This window comes from Bacillus sp. GW821-FHT11D08 (assembly GCF_058808515.1).
In genome coordinates this window covers 534,891-560,580 of record NZ_JBXARS010000001.1, presented here as the reverse complement: position 1 = coordinate 560,580, position 25,690 = coordinate 534,891, and the positions used below count along the sequence as shown (strand labels likewise).

General features: G+C 48.7%; 24 protein-coding genes and 2 pseudogenes. 6 read left to right on the top strand and 20 right to left on the bottom strand.

The annotated features are described in order from the left end of the window. Positions 1-39: 39 nt before the first annotated feature. The 4 genes from thrB to cotNH form a co-directional block, all read right to left on the bottom strand. Positions 40-969, bottom strand: a complete 930-nt coding sequence (thrB, locus tag AC1RRX_RS02870) for a homoserine kinase (RefSeq protein WP_007613546.1) — start codon at positions 967-969, stop codon at positions 40-42. Beyond that, positions 966-2,024, bottom strand: coding sequence for a threonine synthase (gene thrC, locus AC1RRX_RS02865; RefSeq protein ID WP_144463956.1), 1,059 nt, complete (start codon positions 2,022-2,024; stop codon positions 966-968). The genes thrB and thrC overlap by 4 nt, the downstream gene beginning before the upstream one ends. Further along, positions 2,024-3,325, bottom strand: coding sequence for a homoserine dehydrogenase (locus AC1RRX_RS02860; RefSeq protein WP_003151938.1), 1,302 nt, complete (start codon positions 3,323-3,325; stop codon positions 2,024-2,026). The genes thrC and AC1RRX_RS02860 overlap by 1 nt, the downstream gene beginning before the upstream one ends. Before the next feature lie 201 nt (positions 3,326-3,526). Further along, the gene (gene cotNH, locus AC1RRX_RS02855; protein WP_007613555.1) at positions 3,527-4,543 is read right to left on the bottom strand and encodes a spore coat-associated protein CotNH; all 1,017 of its coding nucleotides are present in this window, start codon (positions 4,541-4,543) and stop codon (positions 3,527-3,529) included. Positions 4,544-4,697: 154 nt separating this feature from the next. Here cotNH and AC1RRX_RS02850 point away from each other — a divergent pair, with 154 nt between their 5' ends. Continuing rightward, positions 4,698-5,198 carry a phosphatidylglycerophosphatase A family protein gene (locus AC1RRX_RS02850; protein ID WP_003151934.1) on the top strand — a complete coding sequence of 167 codons (501 nt, stop codon included), beginning with the start codon at positions 4,698-4,700 and terminating at the stop codon, positions 5,196-5,198. A gap of 27 nt (positions 5,199-5,225) precedes the next feature. Here AC1RRX_RS02850 and AC1RRX_RS02845 read toward each other — a convergent pair whose 3' ends face one another. The 4 genes from AC1RRX_RS02845 to lipA form a co-directional block, all read right to left on the bottom strand. Beyond that, positions 5,226-5,996 (bottom strand): TIGR01457 family HAD-type hydrolase, encoded by a 771-nt coding sequence (locus tag AC1RRX_RS02845; RefSeq protein ID WP_007408728.1) that lies wholly within the window; start codon positions 5,994-5,996, stop codon positions 5,226-5,228. 33 nt (positions 5,997-6,029) lie between these two features. After that, positions 6,030-6,464, bottom strand: coding sequence for a DUF86 domain-containing protein (locus AC1RRX_RS02840; RefSeq protein ID WP_038459720.1), 435 nt, complete (start codon positions 6,462-6,464; stop codon positions 6,030-6,032). A 25-nt stretch (positions 6,465-6,489) separates the two neighbouring features. After that, positions 6,490-6,765, bottom strand: coding sequence for a YutD family protein (locus tag AC1RRX_RS02835; RefSeq protein ID WP_003151928.1), 276 nt, complete (start codon positions 6,763-6,765; stop codon positions 6,490-6,492). Between the two features lie 217 nt (positions 6,766-6,982). Further along, positions 6,983-7,879, bottom strand: coding sequence for a lipoyl synthase (lipA, locus tag AC1RRX_RS02830; protein ID WP_003151923.1), 897 nt, complete (start codon positions 7,877-7,879; stop codon positions 6,983-6,985). Between the two features lie 202 nt (positions 7,880-8,081). On the opposite strand from lipA, the gene lytH reads away from it, so the two are divergent. Then, positions 8,082-9,059: an L-Ala--D-Glu endopeptidase gene (gene lytH / locus AC1RRX_RS02825; RefSeq protein ID WP_007408731.1), complete on the top strand. Its 978-nt coding sequence runs from the start codon at positions 8,082-8,084 to the stop codon at positions 9,057-9,059. A gap of 37 nt (positions 9,060-9,096) precedes the next feature. Here the strand turns inward: lytH and yunB are convergent, their stop codons facing one another. The 6 genes from yunB to AC1RRX_RS02795 form a co-directional block, all read right to left on the bottom strand. Continuing rightward, positions 9,097-9,855, bottom strand: coding sequence for a sporulation protein YunB (gene yunB, locus AC1RRX_RS02820; protein WP_020954305.1), 759 nt, complete (start codon positions 9,853-9,855; stop codon positions 9,097-9,099). Positions 9,856-9,981: 126 nt separating this feature from the next. Beyond that, entirely contained in the window at positions 9,982-11,376 is a 1,395-nt protein-coding gene (locus tag AC1RRX_RS02815) for a bifunctional metallophosphatase/5'-nucleotidase (RefSeq protein ID WP_052827807.1), read from the bottom strand. Between the two features lie 17 nt (positions 11,377-11,393). Further along, on the bottom strand, positions 11,394-12,215 hold the full coding sequence (locus tag AC1RRX_RS02810; protein ID WP_007613562.1) for a sulfite exporter TauE/SafE family protein: 822 nt from the start codon (positions 12,213-12,215) through the stop codon (positions 11,394-11,396). Positions 12,216-12,234: 19 nt separating this feature from the next. Beyond that, positions 12,235-13,086 (bottom strand): DUF72 domain-containing protein, encoded by an 852-nt coding sequence (locus AC1RRX_RS02805; protein ID WP_015240515.1) that lies wholly within the window; start codon positions 13,084-13,086, stop codon positions 12,235-12,237. Between the two features lie 26 nt (positions 13,087-13,112). Next, positions 13,113-13,466 (bottom strand): YunG family protein, encoded by a 354-nt coding sequence (locus AC1RRX_RS02800; RefSeq protein ID WP_007408736.1) that lies wholly within the window; start codon positions 13,464-13,466, stop codon positions 13,113-13,115. A 72-nt stretch (positions 13,467-13,538) separates the two neighbouring features. Continuing rightward, positions 13,539-14,903, bottom strand: a complete 1,365-nt coding sequence (locus AC1RRX_RS02795; protein WP_007408737.1) for an allantoinase — start codon at positions 14,901-14,903, stop codon at positions 13,539-13,541. A gap of 180 nt (positions 14,904-15,083) precedes the next feature. Here AC1RRX_RS02795 and AC1RRX_RS02790 point away from each other — a divergent pair, with 180 nt between their 5' ends. Next, a complete protein-coding gene (locus AC1RRX_RS02790) occupies positions 15,084-16,679 on the top strand; it encodes a PucR family transcriptional regulator (RefSeq protein WP_014418804.1) in 1,596 nt (531 codons plus the stop codon). A 138-nt stretch (positions 16,680-16,817) separates the two neighbouring features. Here the strand turns inward: AC1RRX_RS02790 and AC1RRX_RS02785 are convergent. Further along, positions 16,818-17,079: pseudogene (locus AC1RRX_RS02785) on the bottom strand (XkdF-like putative serine protease domain-containing protein); the annotation flags it as partial. Positions 17,080-17,177: 98 nt separating this feature from the next. Between AC1RRX_RS02785 and AC1RRX_RS02780 the strand changes: the two are divergent. After that, a complete protein-coding gene (locus tag AC1RRX_RS02780; RefSeq protein WP_144463926.1) occupies positions 17,178-17,537 on the top strand; it encodes a hypothetical protein in 360 nt (119 codons plus the stop codon). Between the two features lie 36 nt (positions 17,538-17,573). On the opposite strand, the pseudogene AC1RRX_RS02775 reads toward AC1RRX_RS02780, so the two are convergent. The 4 genes and pseudogenes from AC1RRX_RS02775 to allC all read right to left on the bottom strand — a co-directional run. Further along, positions 17,574-17,756 (bottom strand): annotated as a pseudogene (locus tag AC1RRX_RS02775) (hypothetical protein); the annotation flags it as partial. A gap of 975 nt (positions 17,757-18,731) precedes the next feature. Beyond that, positions 18,732-19,928 carry an MFS transporter gene (locus AC1RRX_RS02770; RefSeq protein ID WP_144463925.1) on the bottom strand — a complete coding sequence of 399 codons (1,197 nt, stop codon included), beginning with the start codon at positions 19,926-19,928 and terminating at the stop codon, positions 18,732-18,734. A 121-nt stretch (positions 19,929-20,049) separates the two neighbouring features. Continuing rightward, positions 20,050-21,261, bottom strand: coding sequence for a pyridoxal-phosphate-dependent aminotransferase family protein (locus tag AC1RRX_RS02765; RefSeq protein WP_258566443.1), 1,212 nt, complete (start codon positions 21,259-21,261; stop codon positions 20,050-20,052). Between the two features lie 60 nt (positions 21,262-21,321). Beyond that, entirely contained in the window at positions 21,322-22,563 is a 1,242-nt protein-coding gene (gene allC / locus AC1RRX_RS02760) for an allantoate deiminase (RefSeq protein ID WP_144463923.1), read from the bottom strand. Positions 22,564-22,762: 199 nt separating this feature from the next. Between allC and AC1RRX_RS02755 the strand changes: the two genes are divergently transcribed. Continuing rightward, positions 22,763-23,632: an endonuclease I family protein gene (locus tag AC1RRX_RS02755; protein WP_007410107.1), complete on the top strand. Its 870-nt coding sequence runs from the start codon at positions 22,763-22,765 to the stop codon at positions 23,630-23,632. A gap of 49 nt (positions 23,633-23,681) precedes the next feature. Here the strand turns inward: AC1RRX_RS02755 and AC1RRX_RS02750 are convergent, their stop codons facing one another. Then, entirely contained in the window at positions 23,682-24,788 is a 1,107-nt protein-coding gene (locus AC1RRX_RS02750) for an ABC transporter ATP-binding protein (protein WP_020956299.1), read from the bottom strand. A 155-nt stretch (positions 24,789-24,943) separates the two neighbouring features. Here AC1RRX_RS02750 and frlR point away from each other — a divergent pair, with 155 nt between their 5' ends. Further along, a complete protein-coding gene (gene frlR, locus AC1RRX_RS02745; RefSeq protein ID WP_020956300.1) occupies positions 24,944-25,672 on the top strand; it encodes a transcriptional regulator FrlR in 729 nt (242 codons plus the stop codon). The last annotated feature ends 18 nt before the right edge of the window (positions 25,673-25,690 follow it).

Sequence of the window (25,690 nt, the reverse complement as noted above, 5' to 3'; positions counted from 1 at the left end):
GAAAGCGTCCTTCTCTGATGGGAAGAACGCTTTTTTTCATTATACACTTTTCACCTGCTCTAAAGGATTCCGTTCAATTACGCTTCCTTCTGACGGGACGGTAAGCGCCGCAATCTCACAGTGGGGGAAATGCTCAGAAAGCTGTTTTCTCAGCTCTTCTCCCTTTCCTTTTTCAATCAGGACAAGAATCGTCGGTCCCGCTCCGCTCAGCGCCGTCCCGTAGGCGCCTTTCATTTCGGCCGCATGTTCCACCTTTGAAAGCTCAGGAACAAGCATGGCGCGGTACGGCTGATGGAGAATGTCTTTTCTCATCATTTTCCCGGCGAGCGCCCAGTCATTTGACATGATCGCAGCAACGAGAAGGTTGCTGACGGCGCTTGCTTTAACGGCGCGTCGGTACGGCAGCTCTTTCGGGAGCACGTCTCTTGCGTCCCTGGTCAGAACTTCGTAAAACGGAATGACTGCCACAACGTCGATATCCGCTTCGGCAACACGCACGATATGTGTTTCATCTTCTTCGTGAAGGCCGATCACAAGCCCTCCTGCAAGGGAAGCAGCGGCATTATCAGGATGCCCCTCTTCAAGACTGGCTAAGTGCAGCTTGTCGCTTTCCGACAGCTGCAGGCCGCATAACTCATCCGCAAGCTCAATGGCGGCGACGATAGCGGCCGCGCTGCTTCCGAGACCCCGTGCAAGGGGGATGTCACTCCACACTTTGACATGGGCGGGCGGCAGCTCTTTCTGATAGCGGTCAGCCGTCCGTTTGGCGACTTGGTAGATGAGGTTGTCCGTTCCTTGAGGGATGCCCGCAACAGTTTCGGTTTCCGCCGAGAACTGCCATTCATCGTTTCGGAAAACCGAAAGCTTCAAATATCTGCTGAGCGCCATCCCGACGGAATCAAACCCAGGCCCTAAGTTGGCGGTGCTTCCCGGAACCGTAATGGAAAACAGCATCTCCGCCTCATTCATACACGCGCCGCTCCATTTAAGTATTCCAGAATACTGTCCTCATCTGTCGGCAGCGTAATCGGTTTTATGTCAGATACGTCTACAGCCGTGTTCGGATCTTTCAGGCCGTTTCCGGTCAAAACTGCGACAACCTTGCTGCCTTTTGGAATTTCACCGGATTTTACCTGTTTCAAAACGCCGGCGATGGATGCACAGGAGCCCGGTTCGGCAAACACGCCTTCTTCACGGGCAATCAGCTGATAAGCGTGAAGAATGTCTTCATCTGTGACTTCATCAATTTTTCCGGCTGATTCTTCCGCAGCGAGCACCGCTTTGTCCCAGCTGGCAGGATTCCCGATTCGGATTGCCGTCGCAACAGTCTCTGGATTTTTAATGACTTCGCCGCGGACGATAGCCGCAGAACCTTCCGCCTCAAAACCGCGCATCTTCGGAAGTCCGGTGCCGTTTTTCTCATGGTATTCTTTGAACCCTTTCCAGTAGGCCGTGATATTCCCGGCGTTTCCTACCGGGATCGCCAGAATGCCCGGCGCTTCGCCGAGCTGTTCGCATACTTCAAAGGCCGCTGTTTTTTGCCCTTCAATCCGGTAAGGGTTTACTGAATTCACTAATGCAATCGGTGATTTTTCGCAAATTGACCGGACGATGGCCAGCGCGTCGTCAAAGTTTCCGTCAATCGCGATGATTTCCGCACCGTACATGACGGCCTGCGCAAGTTTTCCGAAGGCGATTTTTCCGTCCGGGATGATGACGATGCATTTCATGCCGGCTCTCGCCGCGTATGCGGCAGCTGCCGCGGATGTGTTGCCTGTAGAGGCGCACATGATGGTATCATTGCCTTCTTCTTTCGCTTTGGCGACCGCCATGACCATGCCGCGGTCTTTAAAGGATCCCGTCGGATTAACGCCCTCTGTTTTCACATGCAGTTCAATTCCGAGCTTTTCGGAAAGTTTCGGCAGGTGAATCAGCGGCGTGTTGCCTTCATGCAATGTCAGGGCCGGCGTCTGATCCGTCACCGGCAGAAATTCTTTATATTGATGGATGAGTCCTTTCCACATTAGCTCCAACCGTTCCCTTCTACGCGATATGTGCTTTTTACTTCTTGTACGACTTCGAGGTCATTTAAGTTTTGCAGAATGTCACTGAAATCTTCTTCCGATGTATGATGCGTGACGATGACAATTTCCGCGAGGTCGTCATGGCCTTTGATCGGCAGCTGCAGAATTTTTTCAAAGCTGACGCCGCGCTCTGAGAAGGCCGATGTGATTTTTGAAAAAGAGCCGACCTGGTCTTTGACGTGAATTCTTAAAAACTGCTGGGCATAGATATCAGACGGCTGCTTCAGATTTCTTTCAAACTGCGGGGCGACAAAGCTGTTTCCGTTTACGCCGAGACGCATGTTTTTCATGACCGCGACCAGATCGGAAACGACCGATGTCGCAGTCGGCATGCTTCCGGCTCCGGGGCCGTAAAACATCGTTTCGCCGACGGCTTCTCCGTACACGTAAACGGCATTAAACTCGTTATGCACCGCAGAGAGCGGATGATGATCCGGGAGCAGTGTCGGCTGAACGCTGACTTCGATTTTATTGTCATCACGCTGGGCGATGCCGATCAGCTTCATCGTATAGCCGAGCCGTTTGCTGAAGCTGATGTCTTCATCCGTAATCCGGGAAATTCCTTTTACTTTGACATCGTCCAGATCGACGTTCATAGAGAAGCCGAGACGGGCTAAAATCGCCATCTTGCGTGCGGCATCGAGGCCTTCTACATCGGCGGTCGGGTCCGCTTCCGCGAATCCGAGATCCTGCGCTTCCTTCAGCACTTCTTCATACGGGCTTTTTTCTTTAATCATTTTCGTTAAGATGAAGTTCGTCGTTCCGTTGACGATTCCCATCATTTTTGTGATCCGGTCAGAGGAAAGGCCTTCTTCGAGCGTGCGTAAAATCGGGATTCCGCCGGCGACACTCGCTTCATAATACAAGTCACAGCCATTTTCCTTTGCGGCGGCTAAAAGCTCTGACCCGTATACGGCGATCAGATCTTTATTTGCGGTCACAACATGTTTTTTCGCTTTCAAGGCATCAAGAAGATATTGCTTCGTCTGTTCGACACCGCCGATGACTTCAATAATCACGTCGACCTCAGGGTCATCGATCACATCATAGACTTCTGTCGTCAGCACTTCTTTCGGCAGGTCTGCGTCTCGTTTTTTATCAATATCTTTAACTAGCACTTTTTTGATCGTCACCGGACAGCCGACCTGGTGCATAAGCTTATCCTGATGATCTTGTATAATTTTGACGACTCCGCTTCCCACGGTTCCCAGTCCTAACAGTCCAATACGAATCGCTTCCAAAGAGAAACTCCACCTTTCTTCCTTTTGTCCACTAGAAAAGGACAATTGTTAACCCTTCACAGACATTTAAGTTACAAATATTATATAAGCCCGCATTTGTTTTGACAAGCGGCTGAATATTGTTTCTGCGGCTATGAAAACGCTTAACACACTGATATGACAAGATTCCCTATTTTCTAAATATTTTTACGTCATATTTTCTTACGAACTGATTCCTTTTCCGAGCCACGCCACAGGCGGGACAAAAACCTGCGCCGACCTGACATTCATCATGTTGTGACATGTCTGTAAAAACTGTTCATAGCGGGTGCAGTCGGCAAGAATGTAGTCAAGCTGCTCTTCGTAAAACTGTTTTTCAGAATCATGAGAAATGTAATAGCTCTCCACCGTCTCGAAGAAATGGAGCGGAAACAGCAGGCGGCTGTAAAACAGGCGTTTGGAAAAGGAGGATAACGGCGTAACTTGCTCATATTCCTGCAGAAACAAAAACCCATCTTTGAGCAGGTCGTCACGATGATACAAATATGTGCTGCGCATATATTCCGCAATATCACGGGCGGCATGGTCGAATACCCAATCGCCCGGAATGCGGATCAATGATTCCTCCGACCAGGTATCCCGTTCCATCCGCTGATGGCAGATTGTCCCCGAGTCTTCTGCGCCGGGATTGTCATCCAGCTCCGTATCCACTAAATATTGAATGGCGTTTTCCGCTAAGCCTGAATAATAAGGAAATGCTTCGATCATTTTCTTTTCGAACGGTTCAAGCGGAGACATATGAATTTTCTGCATCCAGAATGATTCCAGCTGATCCACCCGTTTTCCCCATAAGTCCTTCCATTGGCCGATCCTGCCCGCTTCTTTCACTTCGTACGGAAAACCCCGCCCTTTTCTGTGAAATTCGGCAAGCTCCCCTCCGACGGAAAACGACCGGTTTGAGACGGGAATCGGCGCTTTTAAGAGCGCATACGTTTTGCCTTCGTCCTCAAAGGTCAGTTCTCCTTCCTTCGTAAAGATAAATACTGAAACGTATGGGTCACTTTGTTCTTGTAAATACTGACTCATGTAGTAAAGCTCCGTCAGCTCTGATTGCGAAAACCCGGAAACGGGAATTATAAGAAAGAAGGAATTAGGCGTCTGGAAGCATTGGTATTTCTGATAAACGGAAAGCTGTCTGACGTGGATGCCGTATTTTTCTTTAATGATGCTTTTCATCATAATCACCTGCCTGAAAAATTAGAGCTATTCACATCGTAGTCATACGCCGGCGGAATTATGAATACATATTGTAATCCTTTGAATCAAGTGGAGAAACATCGTACACATCGGAAGAGTGTTGTATAAACTAGTAAAAAAAGATTGGGTGAAGCAAATGTCAGAAAAGGAACAACTGAATCAGGTGGAAGCTGTCGCCAGGGCGCGTTTAAAAGAACGGGGGGTTGAGACGGACGATATTGCCGAGCTGGTGTATTTCCTTCAAAAAAAATATCATCCTGATTTGACGATGGAGGTATGCAGGCTCAATGTGGACCGTGTCATCGCAAAACGCGAGGTGCAAAACGCCATTTTAACGGGAATAGAATTAGATGTGCTCGCCGAACAAAAAAAGCTGTCTGAACCGCTTCAGACCATTCTGGCGATTGATGAAAGCCTGTATGGGGTTGACGAGGTGCTCGCCTTCTCTATCGTGAATATATACGGCTCGATCGGCTTTACGAATTACGGCTACATTGACAAAGAAAAACCCGGTATTCTCGGGCGGTTAAATGATAAATCTACGGGCGAATGCCATACGTTTCTTGATGATATCGTCGGCGCAATCGCAGCAGCGGCTTCAAGCCGGCTTGCTCACAGCGCAAGAAATACAGAATAAGGACGGCCGTCATGGCCGTCCCTTTTTTTATAGATGTTCAATCCATTCGGTTAAAGAGTCAATCGCATATGTCGGCTTTTGGCCGTAATCTGCCATATGCTCACGCTTTGTCACTCCGGTATGAACCAGCAGCGTATCCATGCCCGCATTGATGCCGGCCATAATATCCGTTGCATAGTTATCGCCGACCATGAGTGTTTCGGAAATATCCGTTCCGAGCACACGCATCGCCTGTTCCATAATAATGGATTCAGGCTTGCCGATAAAGACAGGCTCAACGCCCGTTGACACCGTCAAAACGGATGTGAGCGAACCGTTCCCTGGTAAAAGCCCTCTTTCAGTCGGAATGGCGACGTCGCCGTTTGTTGAAATGAACCGGGCGCCGTTTCTGATCGCAAGGCATCCCGTTGCCAACTTTTCATATGTAATGCCGCGGTCGATTCCCACAACGACAAAGTCCGCGTTTTCTTCTCCGAAGCTCAGCCCGTTTTCTTCAATGGCCTGACGGATGCCTTCTTCGCCGATCACATACACCGACGCGTCTTTTTTCTCCTGGGCGATATGCTGCGCAGTCGCCATGCTCGTCGTGAAGACCTGCTCTTCAGATGCCGGAATGTCAAAGCTCATCAGCTTGTCCGCCACCTGCTTCGGCGTCCGGGAAGAATTGTTCGTCACGAATAAATACGGAATGCCGCGCGCTTTAAGCGTTCTCACGAATTCACACGCTTCTTCGATTTTTTCCGTCCCGTTGTACATTGTGCCGTCCAAATCTATCAAATATCCTTTATAATCCTTCATACTCAACACTCCTGTGGATTTTCTCACTCGTTGTTATTTAAATGCGGAAACAGGCCCTAATTCTGTTTCCAGGTAGGTTCTTACACGGGCCGGAAAGGCTTTCAGCACATCTCTGTTTGACGTGATCAGCGTAAACAGCTCCTGATGGTCGGCGTGCTGATATTCCTGGACAAGCTGCTTTCTGGAAGAGATCAGCTGCTTCAGCTTATTCCCTTCATCCTCAGCTACCACCTTTTCATCCGTCAGAATATCCATGATGTCGTCATAACTGCCCGGATCGCGCATGATAAAGCCGTCAATCATATCATTTCCGACATCGAGAATGCATTCGATCATAAGATGGCTGATCCGCTCAAGCGCCCTTTTTTCGATTTCGCTCTGCCATGCAGGCGTGCTGTCAAACAGCGCCAGCTGGGTCTCAAAAAAACGGAGTGTTTGTTCGATATTATTTCTGTCAACAAAATACACGTGACAGCATCCCCTTCTGCATCAATTATTTTCTGATTCGTTTTAAAACAAAATACGCGCAGCCGAAATTGCAGTATTCGTAAATGTATTCGTCCAATGTGCTGATTTTTGTTTCAAAGGTTGCTTTTTGATTCTGGTCATCAAAGAAGCCTTTGAGCCGCAGCTGACTGTATCCCCAGTCTCCCACAATGTAATCATATTTATTTAATATGTCCGAATAGCGGGCTTTGAACGCTTCTTCATTAAAGCCGTTTTTAAAATCGTGTACGAGTTCAAACTCGGCATTTTGAATAAGAATCATGTCTTCACCTCTTTTATCACTCTTTACTATCATAATTCATTGACTTCTGTCCATCAATTGCAAAATGAGACGGTTCGGACGGACGGAGAATTTTTCCTCTTTATATCCAGTGTAGCGGTTCAGACGATCCTTATTCAAGAATGACTTTTTCCCTGCAAAAACGGCTCCATCACAAAAAACCCAAAACCTGCGGCGTTTTGGGTTTTTTCGGCTTATCTTATGCTTGGGCCTGGCGTTTTTTAGACGCTTCGTTCACTTGTTCATCCGCATGGTAGGAAGAACGGACAAGCGGGCCTGCTTCACAGTGGCTGAAGCCTTTTTGCATCGCGATTTCTTTCAGTTCGGCAAATTCGTCCGGATGATAATATTTTTGGACTTTTAAATGTTTTTTCGACGGCTGCAGGTATTGGCCGATCGCCATGATGTCGACATTGTTCGCAAGCAGGTCGTCCATCACTTCAATAATTTCTTCCTTCGTTTCGCCGAGACCGATCATAATGCTTGATTTCGTCGGGATGTCAGGCTGCATTTCTTTCGCACGGCGCAAGAATTCCAAAGAACGGTCATATGTTGCGCGGGCCCGGACTCTCGGTGTCAGGCGGCGGACGGTTTCAATGTTGTGGTTCAGAATATCAGGACGGGTATCCATTAATGTTTTCAGGTTGTCGTAATTTCCGCCCATATCGGATGGCAGCACTTCAATTGTCGTGAACGGGCTTTTTCTGCGGATCGCCCGGACCGTTTCCGCAAAGACGCCTGCTCCGCCGTCTTTCTGATCATCACGCGCTACGGCCGTGATGACGGCGTGTTTTAAATTCATCAGCGCGACGGAATCAGCTACGCGTTCCGGTTCCTGCAGATCCAGCTCAGTCGGCAGTCCCGTTTTTACAGCGCAGAAACGGCATGCTCTCGTACAGACGGAACCGAGAATCATGAACGTCGCCGTACGTCTGACAGCCCAGCATTCATGGATGTTCGGGCATTTTGCTTCTTCACATACGGTATGCAGATTATTTTCACGCATTAATTTTTTCAGACCCGTATAGTTTTCATTCGTGTTCAGCTTTATTTTGAGCCATTCCGGCTTTCTCAGATGCTCGTCTTTCTTTGCCATTTCCCCATCATCTCCATTATCCCTTTATTCATGTTCGTGTGCGAAAAATTTCTATTTCACGATGGATATAAAACTTGCGGATTTCTATTCAATAGTCACTTTAACATAGGAAAAATTTCTCGACAAGGGAAGAGAATTACTTACATTTTCTCGGATTGTTGCCGCAAACTATTTGTATTCAATCCTGAAAGGAGATCATGTTGTGAAAGTTCTGTTATCTGCTCTTCTCCTTTTTTCAGTTTTCTGTCCGGCTGCAAGCGGGAAAGAACAATCGGCTCTTGTTTACGGCGAACGGATGCAGTTGTACCGCAAAGCCGAAGCAGTCACGCAGATTCCTTGGTATGTGCTTGCGGCAGTTGATCAATATGAAGAAAATGTCCGCTCGAACCGAAAGGATCTGCCGGAAAAAGCGGGAATCATCAGCATTTATATTCCGGATCATTTGTGGAGCGGCCCTGAAAATCCAAATCCTAAGGACGATGCGCCTCTCAGCATTAAAGTATTTGACGGGATCGGCCTGGACGGCGACGGCGACGGAAAAGCCGAGGTAAGCAATGATGAGGATATCCTTTATACATTTGCTCAGTATTTAGCGGGATTCGGAACCGATCTTGACCATATCCGCATCGGTCTCTGGAATTATTACCGCCGTGATCAGACGGTCGGCATTATCACCGAATTCATGACACTGTTTAAAACGTTCGGCCGCCTTGATCTCGGAGAGCACGCTTTTCCGCTTCCCGTGAAGACGGATTACAGCTACCGCAGCACATGGGGCGCCGCACGGGGTTTCGGCGGGCGCCGGATTCACGAAGGAACGGATCTGTTCGCTCATTACGGGCTCCCCGTCAGATCGACCTGCTACGGTATTGTTGAAATGAAGGGCTGGAACCGTTTCGGCGGCTGGAGAATCGGCATCAGGGATATCAATAACACGTATCACTACTTCGCTCACCTGAACGGCTTTGCAAAAGGTGTGCATAAAGGCCAGATCGTCAAACCCGGAGAGGTGATCGGCTCTGTCGGCAGTTCCGGGTACGGACCGCCGGGCACCGCGGGAAAATTTCCGCCGCATCTTCACTACGGGATGTATAAAGATAACGGCAGATCGGAATGGTCTTTTGATCCGTATCCCCATTTAAGGGCATGGGAACGAAAAGAAATCCGCAGGAAAAAGTAAACACACAGCCGCCAGGAAAGATTGCGGCTGTGTGTTTTTATTTATCTTTCTTCTGTTTTTCACTCGGCAGCTGGACGGAAGGCGTCACACCTGACCCGCCGCTTCCGTTATAAAACTGCGGCACCTCTCCTTGAATCGCTTTAATGGAGACCGGAATATTATTTGTCACGACTGATGTCTTACTGGCAAACGGAATAATGACCTTCACTTTTATTTCCACAAAAATACTGATATCGATCAGGGCATTGTTAATGCCGTACGGCTTTATTTTTGTTTTCACATCAGTTAACGCATCACCGATCAGGTTAAAGCGCACGGGGATTTTCGGCCCCAGATTTCCGAGAATGCTGTTTCCCGTGACCTGCCCTAAGGGAATATCGATCATAATTTCATCGGCCGTTTTCGCGCCTTTTTCCGTTTCATGCTGCTTATTGTTCGACTCCGCTTCCTTCAGATGAGCCTGAAGCTGCTTTGTCACTTTCGCCTTCATACTGTTGACCATTTGTGTATTAAAATCCATCGTTGTGACTTTTCCGTTTTCATCCGTTTTCATATCGACCATATCTTTCACATTATCGCTGTGAGACATGTATTCTTCAATGGATTCCGTAATGACCTCTGTCGCCACCCGTTTGGTTTCCATTTCTCCTATGTTCATCAGCACCGGTTTGATTGAGGAGTTGATCATCCAAAGGCTGATGACCGTCGATATGATAAAAAAAGCAAACGACAGAAGAAGCACATATCGAAAAGGCAAAGGCCCTCTCTTGCGAAGAGCGCTCCGGTATCTAGGCAAGAAAAATCCCCCCTTACATATCACAATGTATGCTTGCAAGAGGGGACATAGTATTTTATTTTCACTCTTAAAAAGTCCCGCTTACCTTCACTCGGATGTAATGGAACGGTCGGCGGATATCTGACATTACGGCTGCTGCGCGAGCTTCCAGGCGAGCAGATCCCTTAAAAACTCCGGCATAAAGTATTGCTTTTCTTTTGAATCGCGGATGTAAGGGAACAGCTTTCCGAGTGTAAACATGTCGAGAACGGCAACCGAGTATATCCGCTCCGGATCAATCTCTTCTCCGTTCACTTTCACATTGAGGAGATGTGTCACACCGTCTTCAAGAATGCCGGCCTCTGCCTCCGCTCCGGCATATACCATCCTTCCCATCACTTCCCCGCGGAAGCCGAGGCCTTTTATCCGCAGCTGCTCCATTTGTTCCGAGGCAGCCTGGCTGATTGTTTCCTGGAGTTCCCTGCCTGAAAGACGAACGGCCACCGGATTGATCGGATGAGGGCAGATACGGTGCAGGTCAAGCTTTGTGACAGGCCCCTTCTGTAAAGGCCCCAAAATAACGCCTGAATTCACCATGCTGACTTCACAGCCGCACCAGCTTTTCAGCGCTTCGGCTAATAGAAGCGGGAGCGGCGATTCCTCAAACCACTTCACGCCGGCTTCTTCATTCAGGTTGGCGACTTGTTCGGAGAGCAGGTTTTCCGCTTCCCGTTCCTTCTCTTTCAGAAAAGCCGCCGTATCTTCAGATTCCCCTTGCCAATCAGCCATTTTCTGTACAGACGCCTGTTTGCTGACAATGGTTCGTGATTCACTTTCTATCGTCAGCTCGACACAGCCGACATAGTTCCCGTATTTCTCCGCACATGCAAGCAATACGCCGTTTATGTCCTGTCCGTCCTCAAGAAGGTGGTGCGTATGTGATTCAAGAATGACATCGATGTCCGGAAATTTTTCCGCTGCGGCCCGGTCATCGATCAGGCCTAAATGAGAAAGCAGAATGATGATGTCCGCTTTGCCCTTGATATCGTCAAGTGATTCTTGAATGCTTTTTTCCGCATCCGTCACCGTCCAGCCTAGTTTTTGATAGACGGGATAATACGGCACCGTGACGCCGAGTATGCCGGCGGTCATCCCGTTTTTCAGCGTTTTGATCACGTAGGGCTCGGCCCATTCCGGCCGCTGTCCATCCGCGTCAAACAGGTTAGACACAATGACGGGAAACGCGGCATGGGTATATAAATCCGCCAGCTCATCGTGAGGCAGCGTAATTCCTTCATTATTCCCGACGGCAGCCGCATCGATCTCAAGCCGGTTTAACAAGTCGACATTCGCTTTGCCGAAGGTCGCTTCCGTTATCATTTGGAATCGGTCCATATGATCGCCGATGTCGAATACGAGTGTTTCCTCCCCGTCTTTTTCATGTTCATTTCTCTTCTGCTCAATATAATGTACGATTTTCGGCCAATTTTCGAAATGGCTGTGCAAATCATTCGTATGATATAAACGGAGCTTCTCTAACATACCATCTCTCCTACCTTTTAGCTGAATATCCCTTGATAAATCAATTCACAGCCGATCAAAATCAAGACGACCCGCATGAAAAGCACGATCGTTTTCGTCTGCACCCGCTTATTAACCCACGCGCCCATTTTGCCGCCGAACCACGCGCCCGGAACGAGGCACAGCGCATACAGCCAATTGACATGGCCCTCTGCGATATGTGACACGGAACCCGTCACGGAGGATAAGAAAATAATGAGCATTGACGTCGCCACAGCCACTTTCGGCGGGAACAAAAATAACAGCATCATGGCCGGAACCATAAGAGAGCCGCCGCCAATGCCGAAAAGACCGCCCAATAAACCGACGAAAAAGGCAATCACGATACCGGTAAAAATACGGTACGAATATGTATAAAGCTCACCCGATTCATCCTCATATGTCCGGATCATGCCTTTATGCGCTTTATTGACCGGTTTTGCTTTCGCCTTCAGCATTAATGTAATGGAAATCAAAATCATAAAAAGTCCGAACCAGACGGAAAACGTATGCGCATTAAAAAGTTTAGACAAATACGCGCCGATGATGCTTCCCGGGCCGGAACCGATAAAAAAGATCAGTCCGCTTTTGTAGTCAACGGTTTTATATTTCATATAGGCCAAAGTTGATGACAAGCCCGTAAAAATAATCACCAAAAGGGACGTGCCGATGGCAGTCTGCGGTGTTACGTCATGGAAAAACGGAGTCATCGTGCTTAAATAGAGCATTGCCGGCACGATGATAATTCCTCCCCCAAGCCCGATCAGGCTGCCGACCGTTCCCGCGATAAATCCTAATATGATCAAAATAAGATAAGACATGTGTCTTGAAACCTCTTTTCTAGCTGAATAGGTCGAGCTGCTTCGGAGCAAGCCCGGTATATGAGATATTTAACATTTCAAGCATCTCAAGCCCGTTATCGGCAGCGTCTCCGCCTGAGTTATTATTGAAGAGCACATACAGATTGCGCGACTGTTTTTTCAGCACCTGAAGATTGTTTTTCCAATCTTTGAGCTCCTGTTTGTTATAGCGGTATAAATATCTGACCTCACGCCAGTTTTGTCCGCCGTCTGGTTTGATCCAGCCCTGTTTGTTCCGCCCGTGAAAACGGACAAGCGTTTTTTCTTCATCCGTTGCTTTCAGGACGGTCGGAATGCTGCCCTCGCCGATTTGCGGCTCGTCACATATGCTGTGAATCCAGCCTTCCTCCTTCATAAAGGAAAGCGTCTGTTCATAAAATGGCGGGGAAAACCAAGACCGGTTGCGGAATTCAAGCGCGCACGGGATATCGCCCATCTGCTGCCTGCACCATCTTAAATATGCGACGTTTTCTTTCTTGCAGTCAAACCACGGCGGGAATTGGAACAGCACCATGGCAAGCTTTCCATGCTCTATATACGGCGATAATGACAGCTTAAACGCCTCAAACATTTCTTCCTTCGATTCATAGGGAATATCGCCGCGCTGATGGCCCGTCATTCCTTGATATGCCTTAATGACAAATTGAAAAGATTCCGGCGTCTCTTTGACCCATCTTTCATTATTGCGGGCGGGCTGTATCGCGTAAAAGCTCGCGTCCAGCTCAACGATGGGAAAATGGGAGGAATACGCCTGCAGTTTTTGCGGGCCCGCTGTTTTAGGCGGATAGATGCTGTCATGATCCCCCCACCCCGTCAGTCCGATATAAATCACAATCCTTCACCTCTCACTCTAGTTTATCACAGGTGTTTTTCTCTTTCTGTTTCCATGTTTTTTCTGAATGCACTTTTCAGGAACCGATACTGATGTTCATTGGTGTCCGAAAATGCCTCATCTCTGGAAGAAAGAATGTGCTGATAGACGATCGGCTCTGAAAACTGACCGCTCGTGAAATCATATATCTCCCCGTCTATTCGGTTATAAAAATGCCAGCTTGTGCCGGTTTTTGTTTTGAGAATGTCACCGCCGTAAACATCTTGGATGACTAAAGCCGTCACGCCGCACTGGCCTTTGGCCGGGCAATCTTCCGTCCATTTTGTACTAGTCTTGCGCGACCAGGATGCCGTTAATATGTTCAAGATTTGATCATACAATGTGTTTTACTCCTTTTTATAAAAAGATACCACGAGACCCGCTTTCCAAACGACAAAAAAAGCCGATTCTCATCAGAGAATCGGCTCTTTTATTTGAGAAGGCTTCAGGAATGTTCCGAAAGCCCCGCTCTGCTTACGGCCTCCATCCTGATACACACAGCGTCCCTTGCTGTAGGTCGCAGCAATTCGGTATGGAAAGGTGCGGCCTTCATACAGGCTTTGCTTATGTTTGGAAAACATCGTTTCTTTTGTGACGGTAAAAGGTTCCGGCCGGACGATGGCAAAATCAGCGTCAAATCCCTCTTCAAGCCGTCCTTTATTCGTTAAACCGAAGCGCTTGGCAGGTGCTTCGGCCGTCCATCGGGCCACATGTTCAAACGGAATCCCATGATCGATCGCTAATTGAATCATGCCGAGAAGCGTAAATTGGCCTCCGCTGATCCCGCCCCACGACAGAAACATATTATCCTCGCGTTTCAAAGACGGATGACAGGGAGAATGATCCGAAGACACCATATCAATCAGGCCCTCAGCCAAAACTCCGATCAATTCCTCTTTATCAGCCTCTGAGCGGAGCGGCGGAGCGCATTTGGCGGCCGCCCCTTTTTTGAGGAAGTCTTCAAAGCTGAATAATAAGTAGTGCGGACACGTTTCAACGGTGACATCCAATCCGTCTTTTTTCGCCTGCTGAATGGAGAGCACGGCCCGTTTCGTGCTGATATGTACAAAATGAAGCGCGCATCCCGTCGCTCTTGCATATTCAATCGCCCGCTGCACAGCCTCGCATTCGGCTTCTTCCGGACGGGAGGAAGCGTAAGCGCGGGCATCAATTTTCCCTTGGAGCGCGTACTCGGTTTCAAGGAATCGGGTGAGGGCGTCGCTTTCTGCGTGCAGGGCCAAAATCTTGCCGCACGCCGCGATTTCCTTCATTCCCTTTAAAAGAGTCCGTTCATCGGCTGATTGAAATTCATCCGTTCCCGATTTAGACAGAAACGCTTTAAACCCGATTGCCCCCGCTTCTGCCATCGGCCGGATATGTTCGGTATATCCGGGCATCAAACCGCCCCAAAGCGCAAAATCAACCGCTGACTTCCGTTCGGCGATTTCCGCCTTTGCCAGCAGGTTTTCAGCAGTTACCGTCGAAGGGATGCAGTTAAGCGGCATATCAAAATAAGCCGTACAGCCGCCGGCAGCCAGCATGTTTGAGCCGGTTTCAATGCCTTCCCATTCTTCTCGGCCGGGTTCATTGAAATGGACGTGACAATCGACCGCGCCCGGAAACACATACATGCCGTCCGCCTGCACCACTTGTTCCGCGTTTTCGTCAATGCCGGGTCCGATCAAGGCGATTTTCCCGTCCTTGACGGCGATATCAGCCCGCTCTGTTCCGCCTTTTCGTACAGCTTTCGCACCCTTTACAATTACGTCATAGGCCATTTTATCTTCCTCCCTGTAAGGATGACGATTTTTCTGTCAGTTTTTATCACAACATGCGTCTATGATTGCCAGTTTACTGCTACTATGATCGTAATACATCAGTAAAACCGCTATAATTTTTGATGATTTTTATTCATATTAACCAATGGTTGTCTTTAGAACCTGAAAGGAGACTGACTGATGAACATTTATGACGTGATGAAGATTCCCGCTTATGAGCGGGCCGCATTAATCGCAGGCAAATCCGGCGGCTGGAGGGAGGTGCAGCACGTCAACATGATGGATGCGCCGGACATCGCTGATTTTTTACATAAAAACGAATTGCTCGTCACCACGGCTTACCACTTGAAGGACCGCCCTCAGCTGTTGAAAGATTTGATCCGCCTCATGGCAAAACGGGGCTGCGCGGGACTGGGGATCAAAACGAAGCGTTACCTTAATGTCATTCCGAAAGATGCCGCGGAGCTTGCCGACCGGTATGAATTTCCGATTATTGAGCTGCCGGAAGACATCAGGCTCGGAGATATCGTCAACGCCACACTGAGCCATATTCTTGATATGCGTTCAAATGAGCTCCAGCAGGCCATTTACGCCCATAAAAAATTCACAAACCACATCATGAGCGGCAAAGGGCTGCAATCCCTGCTTAAGAAGCTCTCAGACATTCTCCGGCTTCCCGTGCTTCTTTTGGATCAGCATACAAAACTCTTATCATCGTCCCACCGCATACCCATTGACACGTCTTTATTGAAAAACATCTGTTATTCCCTTTCCGGGCCTTATTTCACCTGCTTTTCCATGCTGTCCGACAGAAAGGCGTATTCTGTCCTGCCGATTCTGAATGTTGAGAAAAACTGCGGTTATCTGGTGATACCGGAGCTGGTGCAGACCGCTGATAAAGGCATGATTTTGACAATTGAACAGGCGGCTAACGTCATTTCCTTTGAACTGCTGAAAGAAAATGCCGTCAAACAATTCGGCAGACGGGCGCGCAATGAATTTTTCAGCAATTTCATCGACCGCTCATTTACCGGCCATGAAGAAATCAAAAGCCGCGCCAAAGAATTCCGGCTCCGCTGGGATCAGAAATACATGTGCATTTGCGGAAAGCTTGACCGAAATGAGAAAACGATCAGCTTTACCGAAAATCAGCTCGTTTCCGATCATGTATTTGATCTGCTTGAAGGGGAGCTGTCATCCTTTCCGTTTCCCCCTCATCTCTTTATTAAAGGAAATGTCGGTATTCTTTTAATTGAAGCGACAGACAGCTGGAATGAAATGCACGCGTCTGTCATCAGCTTTTTGGAGCAGTTTCAAAAGCAGGTCCGGACGCAATTTAAACGGACTGTCTCCTTCGGCATCTCAAACATATGCCAAAAGCTGATCGACGTCCCTGACGCTTTTACTGAAGCTTCAGACGCCATTTCATCCGGGCATTTGTCCAGAAGCGCCGAGTTTATTCAAATCTATCATGCCAAAGACGTGCCGGAGCTGCTCCGCCTGCTTCCGGCGGAAGATGTGAAGAAGTTTTACGAAGCCACCCTCCAAAGCCTGGCCGACCGGCAAAAGGAGGACCAGAGCCTGCTTCATACGCTGTCTGTTTACCTGGAGACCCACTGCCAGATTTCAGAAACGGCTAAGCGCCTGTACGTCCATCGAAATACGGTGATCTATCGTTTAGAAAAATGCGAGGAACTGCTCGGCAAAAGCTTAAAAGATCCGGAGACGACGATGCGCCTGCGGCTCGCGCTGAGAATGCAGCGGCTGATCGGTTAAGGAATCGTTAGAGACAGGGATGCGGGTGTTCTCCCGCATCCTATTTAAGAGGGATTCATTCAGCTAAATTCTCAAAATGCTGCCATCAAAATCTGCTTCCAGTGATGTCATCAGGCTTTTTCTAATATCCGGGATGCAACCGATAATCTCACCCTTTTTAATTTCATCCCAAATTGCCTCAGAACCTTTGTCACAAGCACCCATGATCCTTTTTTGATGGTTTCGCCATTCATTTAAAAATCAGCGGGGAGCGACATAAGACTCAACCACTTCACCAACGCCGCCCTGAAAGTCATGTTGCTTTTCCTTTTCTGATTTCATAAAAAAACTGCTTTTGATTAGCAGCCTTGTCTACGTAAGAAACATGTGTGATTTTTGCATTTATCAGTTCTCTTGGCATGTGTTCACTCATTTCAAAGAATATTTAACAATTTCTCCATTGTTACATTTCCGTTAAGTGTTATTTTTATCCTATAAAAGACAAAAGGAGGTTTCACTTTGAAACTAGCTAAAAATGCTTTGTTATCACTTGCAATTGTTTCATTCGTTTTCGCGCCTTTTTTTAACTCTTCAGCATCAGCTGCCGGGCCCACTACTAAAGTGAATAAGAATTTGTTTCAACCTCAGTCTGAAACCCGCGTCAATTTAAAAGTAGGAGAGATAAGGAATTATTCTACTTCTGGTAATCGCATTACCTTTAATCCTATGGGTTATAACCCTCCTGCTGTTACATGGAGAGCTTTAGGTACTGACTACAAAACTATTCAGGTATTTGCAGTCGCTAAAGGAGAAGCCTGGATTGAATTCTATGATGACTCCTTCACTTGGAAAACCCGATACCATTTTGTAGTTCAGTAATAATCCGAAGAGATAGAATCTATCTCTTCTTTTTAATTAAACGATTGCGGCGTTTCGAATCTCTTCTTTTTCTTCAGCAGACAGCCCCAAAATCTCGTTATCTACTACAGGAGATAGAACGCAGTGAGAACTAACCCGCTCAGCGGCGGAAAGCTTTGTGTCTCGCTGATACACACAGGTTTCGCTGCTTCCTGATATCTTGAATTCTTCGTCAATACCAACAGTCGAACACATCAAGACCAAATACCGCTTCTGGCAGGCCGATCAAGAGGATTTTATTAAATTTCCGAAAAAGGAGGGGTGGTTCCCCTCCGTGAATCGTATTGAAGCTTTGTGTGTTTGCTAATGGCTGTCTGGATAATGGTCTCACTGTCATCTTGGAAAGATCACTTACTTCTATAAGTCTTTCTTTTTAACAAAAACCGCAGATATAGCAGCAGAAATAACTATCCGCTCCGCTTCTTATGCACTCTCTGTAACATGGAGAATTATAAAAAGGAGGGCGCGCGGAAACATAGGTGGAGCTCCCTGAATGGGTCAATTGATGGGCCCATGGATAAGAATTAAATTCTTGCCGCTGATACAAATGGAATGACGGGTAATAATACAATATTTTCAACTCCTTTTCCGTACACCATATTGTACTTACCGACACCCTTTTTAGATGATTGTCTCTTGCATAATTGTGTGTTGGCCTAATTGCGGGTTTTAATCTGCAAAATTCGTGCAGGGGAACCATCACAAAGTCATCCGAGAAAGGTTTTATAAGACCACCACTCCTTAATGTCACCAATAGACCCCTTCTGAACAGTTCGTATTATTTCAATGACCCGTTTTATCAGAATGCTCTCCCCCCTGCATACGAAACAGCAAGTTCCAAAACACTGCTTTTTCCTTCTCAGCATTTACCGCTCAATGATGTCCCCGCCTGACTGCCTTCTTTTTTGATCAACTTCCGGCATCAAATTCGTCAGACTCGTCAAGCGATAAAGCTGGTTTTCCTTTATCTACACCTGTTCCGGTTTCCATTCGCGCCATGCTTGAGCATGCGGAACAACGGTTTTTCCTATAATTCACAATGGCGTTCGATATGATTTTCCCTCTATGCGCATCTCTGCAAATTCAGAGATGCAGACAGCCAAAGAATAAACGGCAATCAGCAAAAAGCCTCCGGATACCCGGAGGCTTTTGATTCTATCCTTGCTGCGTGAACGGCCGGGTCTGTGTCTTTTTGCCCCAGCCAAGCGCGACAAGAAAACTGATGGCGAGAATGGCCGCTCCCAGCATATACGGAAATTCCATATTTACATCAAAGAGAAAACCGGCGGCTGACGGTCCGGCGATATTCGCTAAGCTGATGAATGAGGTGTTCATCCCTCCGGCAAACCCCTGCTGGTCACCGGCGAGCTTCGACAGCATCGTATTAACCGCCGGCCGGAGCAGCGATGTCAGCGTCAGGAAAAAGATTGCCGCGGCAAAAACGGCCCAATATGAACCCGCAAACCGGCACCACACAAGTCCTGCAGCAGCCCCGATCAACGTCACGTTAATGACGCGCTTTTCCCCGAACCTGTGGACGAGATAACTGACGCCGACCGCCTGCACAAACACGCCGATGAGACCCGCAGCCGTAATAATAAAGGCAATATCAGACGCTTTAAATCCGTGTTTATGGTCAACGTAAAGGCCGAAAACAGATTCAAAGTTCATAATTCCGAAGTTCAGCACAAAAACCAGAATCAGCATAAACGCGAACGGCGACTTGAGCGCGCGTGACATTTGCTTAAACAGATGCTCACGTTTTTCCGTTTTTGCCCGGGCTTCCAGCTGCTTTTCACGTCCCAGCGTTTCAGGCAGAAAGAAAAATGAAAGCACCGTTGAAAAGCAGGCGAGACTTGCGGACACGATGAACGGCACAGACATGCCGTAATGAACCAAATAGCCTCCGACACCGGGCCCGATGACGACACCGAGCGTCATCGCCGCGCTGAACAGCCCCATTCCTTTCCCGCGTTCTTCTTCGGTCGTAATATCCGCTATGTAAGCGAACATTGACGGCATTAAAAACGCCGCGCCCATTCCGCCCAAAAGGCGGGATGCGAACAATTGCCACAGGCTTCCGGCAAAAGCGAAGATCAATTGTGACACGGCAAAGGCGGCGATGCCGAAAATAATCAGTTTCCGCCGTCCGTATTTGTCGGTTATTTCCCCGGCAATAGGCGCAAATAAAAGCTGTGTAAGCCCCGCCGCCGCAACAAGCAGACCCATCGTGCTCCCCGTCGCTCCGAATTCGGTAATATATGCGGGCATAATCGGAATAATCAATCCGATTCCAAGCATCGCAATAAACATATTCAGCATTAAAATTGACAATCGGCCCATGTACGCCATGATTTCTTACCTTCTCCCCAGACAAACAGATGATCGTTCCATATTTGTCATTTTTTATACCATTCAGTATAACGGGGAAAAGGGAAAAAAGTCCAGATGATTTCAATCTCGTTTTCATGTCTCATGACAGCACACCGGTTTCAGCCGGCAGATCATATATGTTAAGGGCCGCCTGCAGCGCTTCCCCGGCTTTAACGGCAACACCGTGTCTGATCAGAACCGCTTCAAGTCCGGCCAGCACAAACAGCACATTTTCCTTTCTGCAGCTGTAGCCCATCGTTCCGATTCTCCAAATTTTCCCCTGCAGCGGACCGAATGAGCTGGCGATTTCAATTCCGAATTGAGACAAAAGCATCCTTCTGATCGATTCGCCGTCTGCTTCCGGCGGAATCTTCACACATGTGACGACAGGCAGCTTCGCCCCCGGATCGCCGAATAAATCAAGGCCCATCGCTGCAAGTCCCGCCGTAAGCGCTTTTTCGTGACGCCGATGCCGGCGGAACCGTTCTTCAAGTCCTTCTTCCAGGACAAGGCGCACACCCTCCCGCAGCGCATAAAGCATTGCTGTCGCTTCTGTATGGTGATTCAGCCTTCTTTCACTCCAATAATCCTCGAGCTGGCTCAGATCAAAATAGTTGCTCGTAATCGGCCGATGACCGGACAGCATTTTGCCGTCAGCTGCCGTCGCAATGCCCCGTTCTACCTTTTTACGCGCGGCAATGACAGCTGCCGTCCGGTCATTATAAGTAATCGGAGCCATTCCGGAGGGGACCGATAGGCATTTTTGCGTTCCCCCGATGACTGCGTCAATCTTCCATTCATCCGTTTTTACGGCGCAGCCTCCGATCGTGGCCACGGCATCCACGATAAAGAGTGCGTCTTGGGCGCGGCACGCTTCCCCGATTTCTTGCAGCGGGTGAATCCGCCCCGTTGATGTTTCTCCGTGCACCATAGCGACGATTTTCGGGGAAATCTTTTTCATCTCGCTGATAATCTCTTCAGGCCGGAAGACCGTTCCCCATTCACACTCGATCGTATGAACGTCCGCTCCGTACCGCTCGGCGATTTCAGTCAGCAGGTATCCGAAGCGTCCGTATATCGGAACGAGCACGCTGTCGCCCGGTTCTATCACACTTGCGAGAACAGCCTCAATCCCCGCTCTTGATGTACCGTCAATCGGATAGGCCCAGCGGTTTTCCGTTTGAAACAATTCACGGAGCATTTGCATCGTTTCGTTCATGATGCCGGTAAATGCCGGGTCAAACTGGCCGATGATCGGAGCGCACATCGCCCTCAGCACTCTCGGTTCAGCTTCTGTCGGTCCCGGTGTCATAATGGTTCTTTGCGGAATGCACAATTCTTTTCTGGTCGGCACGCCGATTCCCCCTTTACGTTAATAGGCAAGTTTATGTAATACATTCGCCAGCGTAAGGACGCCGGTTTCAAGCTGATGTGCGGGTGTGAATTCAAGCGGCGAGTGGCTGATCCCGCCACGGCTCGGTACAAACAGCATGCAGGCCGGAAAGGTTCTGCCGAGCATCTGGGCGTCATGTCCCGCTCCGCTTACGATTTTCTCCGGGTCCGCCCCCAGTTCTTTTGCAGCCTCCGCTGTGGTACGCGTCAGTGTCTGATTCATTTGAACCGGCTCTATCCTCATATATTCATCAATAATGGGCCTGACTCCTTTGTTGCGGCTGATGTTTTCAACAATCGACGCCAGTTTCTGATGGAAGGCTGCCAGCACGTCTTCCTGCCGGTGGCGAATATCAACGGAAAACTGGATACGGCCCGGAATGACATTCGCCATATTCGGTTCAACCGTCATTTTCCCGCACGTCAGACGGAGCTCTTCCGGCTGTCTTTCCGCTGAAAGCATCAGTTCGTGGATGATGCTGCTTCCCGCCGCGAGCGGGTCTTTCCGCCATTTCATTGAAGTGGTGCCGGCATGGTTGCATTCACCGTCAAGCGTAACGGTATAGCGTCTCTGTCCGGCAATCCCGGTGACAATCCCGATATCCTTTCCTGATCGTTCAAGCGTTTGCCCCTGTTCAATATGAATTTCCAGAAAGGCTTTGATATCTGTGCGCAGCGGTGCTGGATAACGGCCTGCACCGAAGCCGTTCTGCCGCATGGCTTCTTTCAGAGAAATGCCGGACGCGTCTTTCGGCGTTTCCGCATCTGAAAGCGAGAAAGCACCGGTGATATTGCCTGAGCCCCAATAGGTGATGGGAAAACGGCTCCCTTCCTCTTCACAGAGCGACACAGCCTCCAGCGTTTTTTTCGGACGCCCGCACGTCTCATGCAAATGCCGGATCGCCAGCATGCCCGCCAGCACGCCGAACGCACCGTCATATTTGCCGCCGTCAATAACGGTGTCAATATGCGACCCGGTCAGAATCACCTCACCAGGCGATTCTGTGCCGTTCAGCCGGCCGAACACGTTTCCGACATCGTCAAATGCCGTTTCCAGCCCGAACGCCTCCATTTTCTTTTTGACGGCAAGCTGGGCGTCCATCCATTCTTTCGTATATAAAAGCCTCGTCACTCCGCCGGAAGCGGAAGCGCCGAATTGAGACAGCCATTGTATGTCATCGGAAATCCCGATATTCGCCGCCGAAAGCTGCTGGTGTTCCATACACACCCTCCTTTTAAACTGAAAAACTGACAAGATGATCTTCATTATAGAAGGAGCGCATAACGAGTTCATTATCATATCTTCCAAAAAATCAATGATTTTCCGGATACTTTGACCAATAAGCCGAAGGAACCATTTTTCAAAAAAGATAGAATATTAGATTTATTTTTTGGATAATAGAGGTAAAGGAGGGCAAGTCATGACAAAAAAACTTTGGTTTCTGCCGATTGTCTGCCTGTTTTTCATTTTTGGATGGGCCGCGCCGTCAGCCTCTGCGGGCGCGCCGGCTGACACGAATCTGTACAGCCGGATGGCGGTTTCAACTGCCGGCGGCACAACTCTTTTTCCGCAAACTGCCTCAGCTGTCATCACTCCGTCTGCGGATACGGACACATATTACAAAGAAGCTTCCGGAAAAAGCGGAACGGCCTTAAAGAGCGCCCTGCACCGCATCATCAGCGGACATACAAAGCTGTCTTACAGCCAAGTATGGAATGCATTGAAGGAAACTGACGAAGATCCGGCAAACCCGAACAATGTCATCTTGCTCTACACCCAGGAATCACGGGCCAAAAGTAAAAACGGCGGCAGCGTCGGGGACTGGAACCGGGAACACGTGTGGGCAAAGTCACACGGAAACTTCGGAACAGCTGCCGGCCCCGGGACGGACATTCATCATCTGCGCCCTGCAGACGTCCAGGTGAACAGTGCCAGAGGAAACATGGATTTTGATAACGGCGGCTCAGAATACCCGAAAGCGCCGGGCAATTATTACGACGGTGATTCCTGGGAGCCGCGCGATGAGGTTAAAGGAGATGTCGCCCGCATGCTGTTTTACATGGCGGTGCGTTATGAAGGAGACGACGGGTATCCCGACCTTGAGCTGAATGATAAAACCGGAAACGGCTCAGCTCCTTACATGGGAAAACTGTCCGTTTTGCTCAAATGGAATCAACAAGACCCCGTCGACAGTAAGGAAAAACGGCGGAACGAAATCATTTACGAAGACTATCAGCATAACCGCAATCCGTTTATCGACCATCCGGAATGGGCGGATGAAATCTGGTAATCGTATCATAAGAAGTGATAAGGGAGCCCCGATCATCAGGCTCCCTTTTTCAATATACGGCGTTTTCAGTGTCGGCATCAAAAAAGACGGCCCGGTTCATATTGACCGCAAGCAGAATGGCATCGCCGGGTTTCACCTGTGAAGCGCCGTCAAGACGGATCGTCATGCGGTCATCTCCGCTCACCGCATGAACGTACATCTCCGCGCCTAAGTTTTCACATACTTCCGCCACAGCCCGGCACACCGCTTCAGGCGGGTGCTCTGATTGTCCGGCAAGCGTCAAATGCTCCGGACGCAGCCCCGCAATCATCTCCTTACCGCTGTATCCTTTCTGCACAAGAACGGCCGCTTTTTCTTTCGGAATGGGCAGACGAACGGACGAACCGGCAAAATACCATTGCCCGTGACTTTCTTCAACGACGCCTTTTATAAAATTCATACTCGGAGAACCGATAAAACCCGCCACAAACAGATTCGCCGGATAATGATAAATCTCATGGGGGCTTGCGGCCTGCTGAATATCTCCTTCATTCATCACGACAATCCGGTCGCCCATTGTCATCGCTTCCGTCTGATCATGCGTCACATAAACGATGGTCGCTTTCAAACGCTGATGGAGCTTGCTGATTTCGGCGCGCATCGTCACTCGCAATTTCGCGTCTAAGTTGGAAAGCGGCTCGTCCATCAGAAACACTTTCGGCTCCCGCACGATCGACCGGCCGAGCGCAACCCGCTGCCGCTGTCCGCCTGAAAGAGCCTTCGGTTTCCGCTTGAGCAGATGCCCGATTTCCAAAATATCGGCGGCCGTCCGGACTCGCTCTGCGATTTCTTTTTTCGGCAGCTTTCTGAGCTTCAAACCGAACGCCATATTATCAAACACCGTCATGTGGGGATACAGCGCGTAATTCTGAAAAACCATCGCGATATCGCGATCCTTCGGGGGCAGATCGTTCACCGCGTCTCCATCGATATAAAGCTTCCCCTCAGAAATGCTCTCCAGTCCGGCAATCATTCTGAGTGTCGTAGATTTGCCGCAGCCGGAGGGCCCGACAAGCACCAGCAGCTCCTCATCTTTTACATCTAAGTGAAAATCCTTCACTGCCGCCGATTGGGCGCCGTATGTTTTTTTGATATGGTCAAATGTTAATGATGCCATTCGAAACCTCCTCCAATACTGGAAACCGCCACATCTTTCTGTTATGTTAAAAATGTTCGGGGTTTCTGACAGATTCATAAATGAAAAGCAAATTTGTATTATAACGTCATAATACATATAATAGTACTACTACTTGACAAAGGAGGTCCGTCCCATTGTTAAATAACGGGAGCTCGAAACCTTTATATATTCAGCTGAAACAAATTATCGCGGACGATATCAAGAAGGGCGTTTATTCGCCGTCCGTAAAACTGCCGACCGAAAATGAGCTGTGCGAAACGTACAACGTCAGCCGCATAACGGTCAGGAAGGCCATCCTTGATCTTGTGGAAGAAGGCTGGCTCGTCCGGCAGCAGGGAAAGGGAACGTTCGTTAAAAGCCCTAAACTGAAGCGGGAGCTCATCGCGGTCAACGGCTACTCTGAATTTATGGAATCAACGGGGAAAAAACCGAAACACCAGATCCTTTCCCATGAAACCATTGAAGCGCCTAAATCCATCGCCCAAAAACTTCGCGTCGCTTCCGAAAGTCCCGTTCTTGAATTAAAACGCATTTTATTTCACGACGACCAGCCACTCTCATTCGAAATCGCCCACTATCCGCTCAGTTTATTTCCCGACATCGGCAAGCATATTAAAGGCGGCGTGTCGATGCATGACATTTTGAAACAGCACTATCAGGTGGTGCCCACCCATAATACGAAGCTGTTAAATGTCGTATACGCCAAGCAGGAAGAAAGCCGCTATCTGGCTTGTGATATCGGGGATGCGCTTTTTGAAATTGACAAAACTGCTTTTATGTCAAAAGACAAGCCGATATACAGCTCGCTGTTTTTAATGCATACCGACCGCGTCACGTTTACCATTAACAGTCCCTATGCGTAACAAGTATGAAAAACGAGA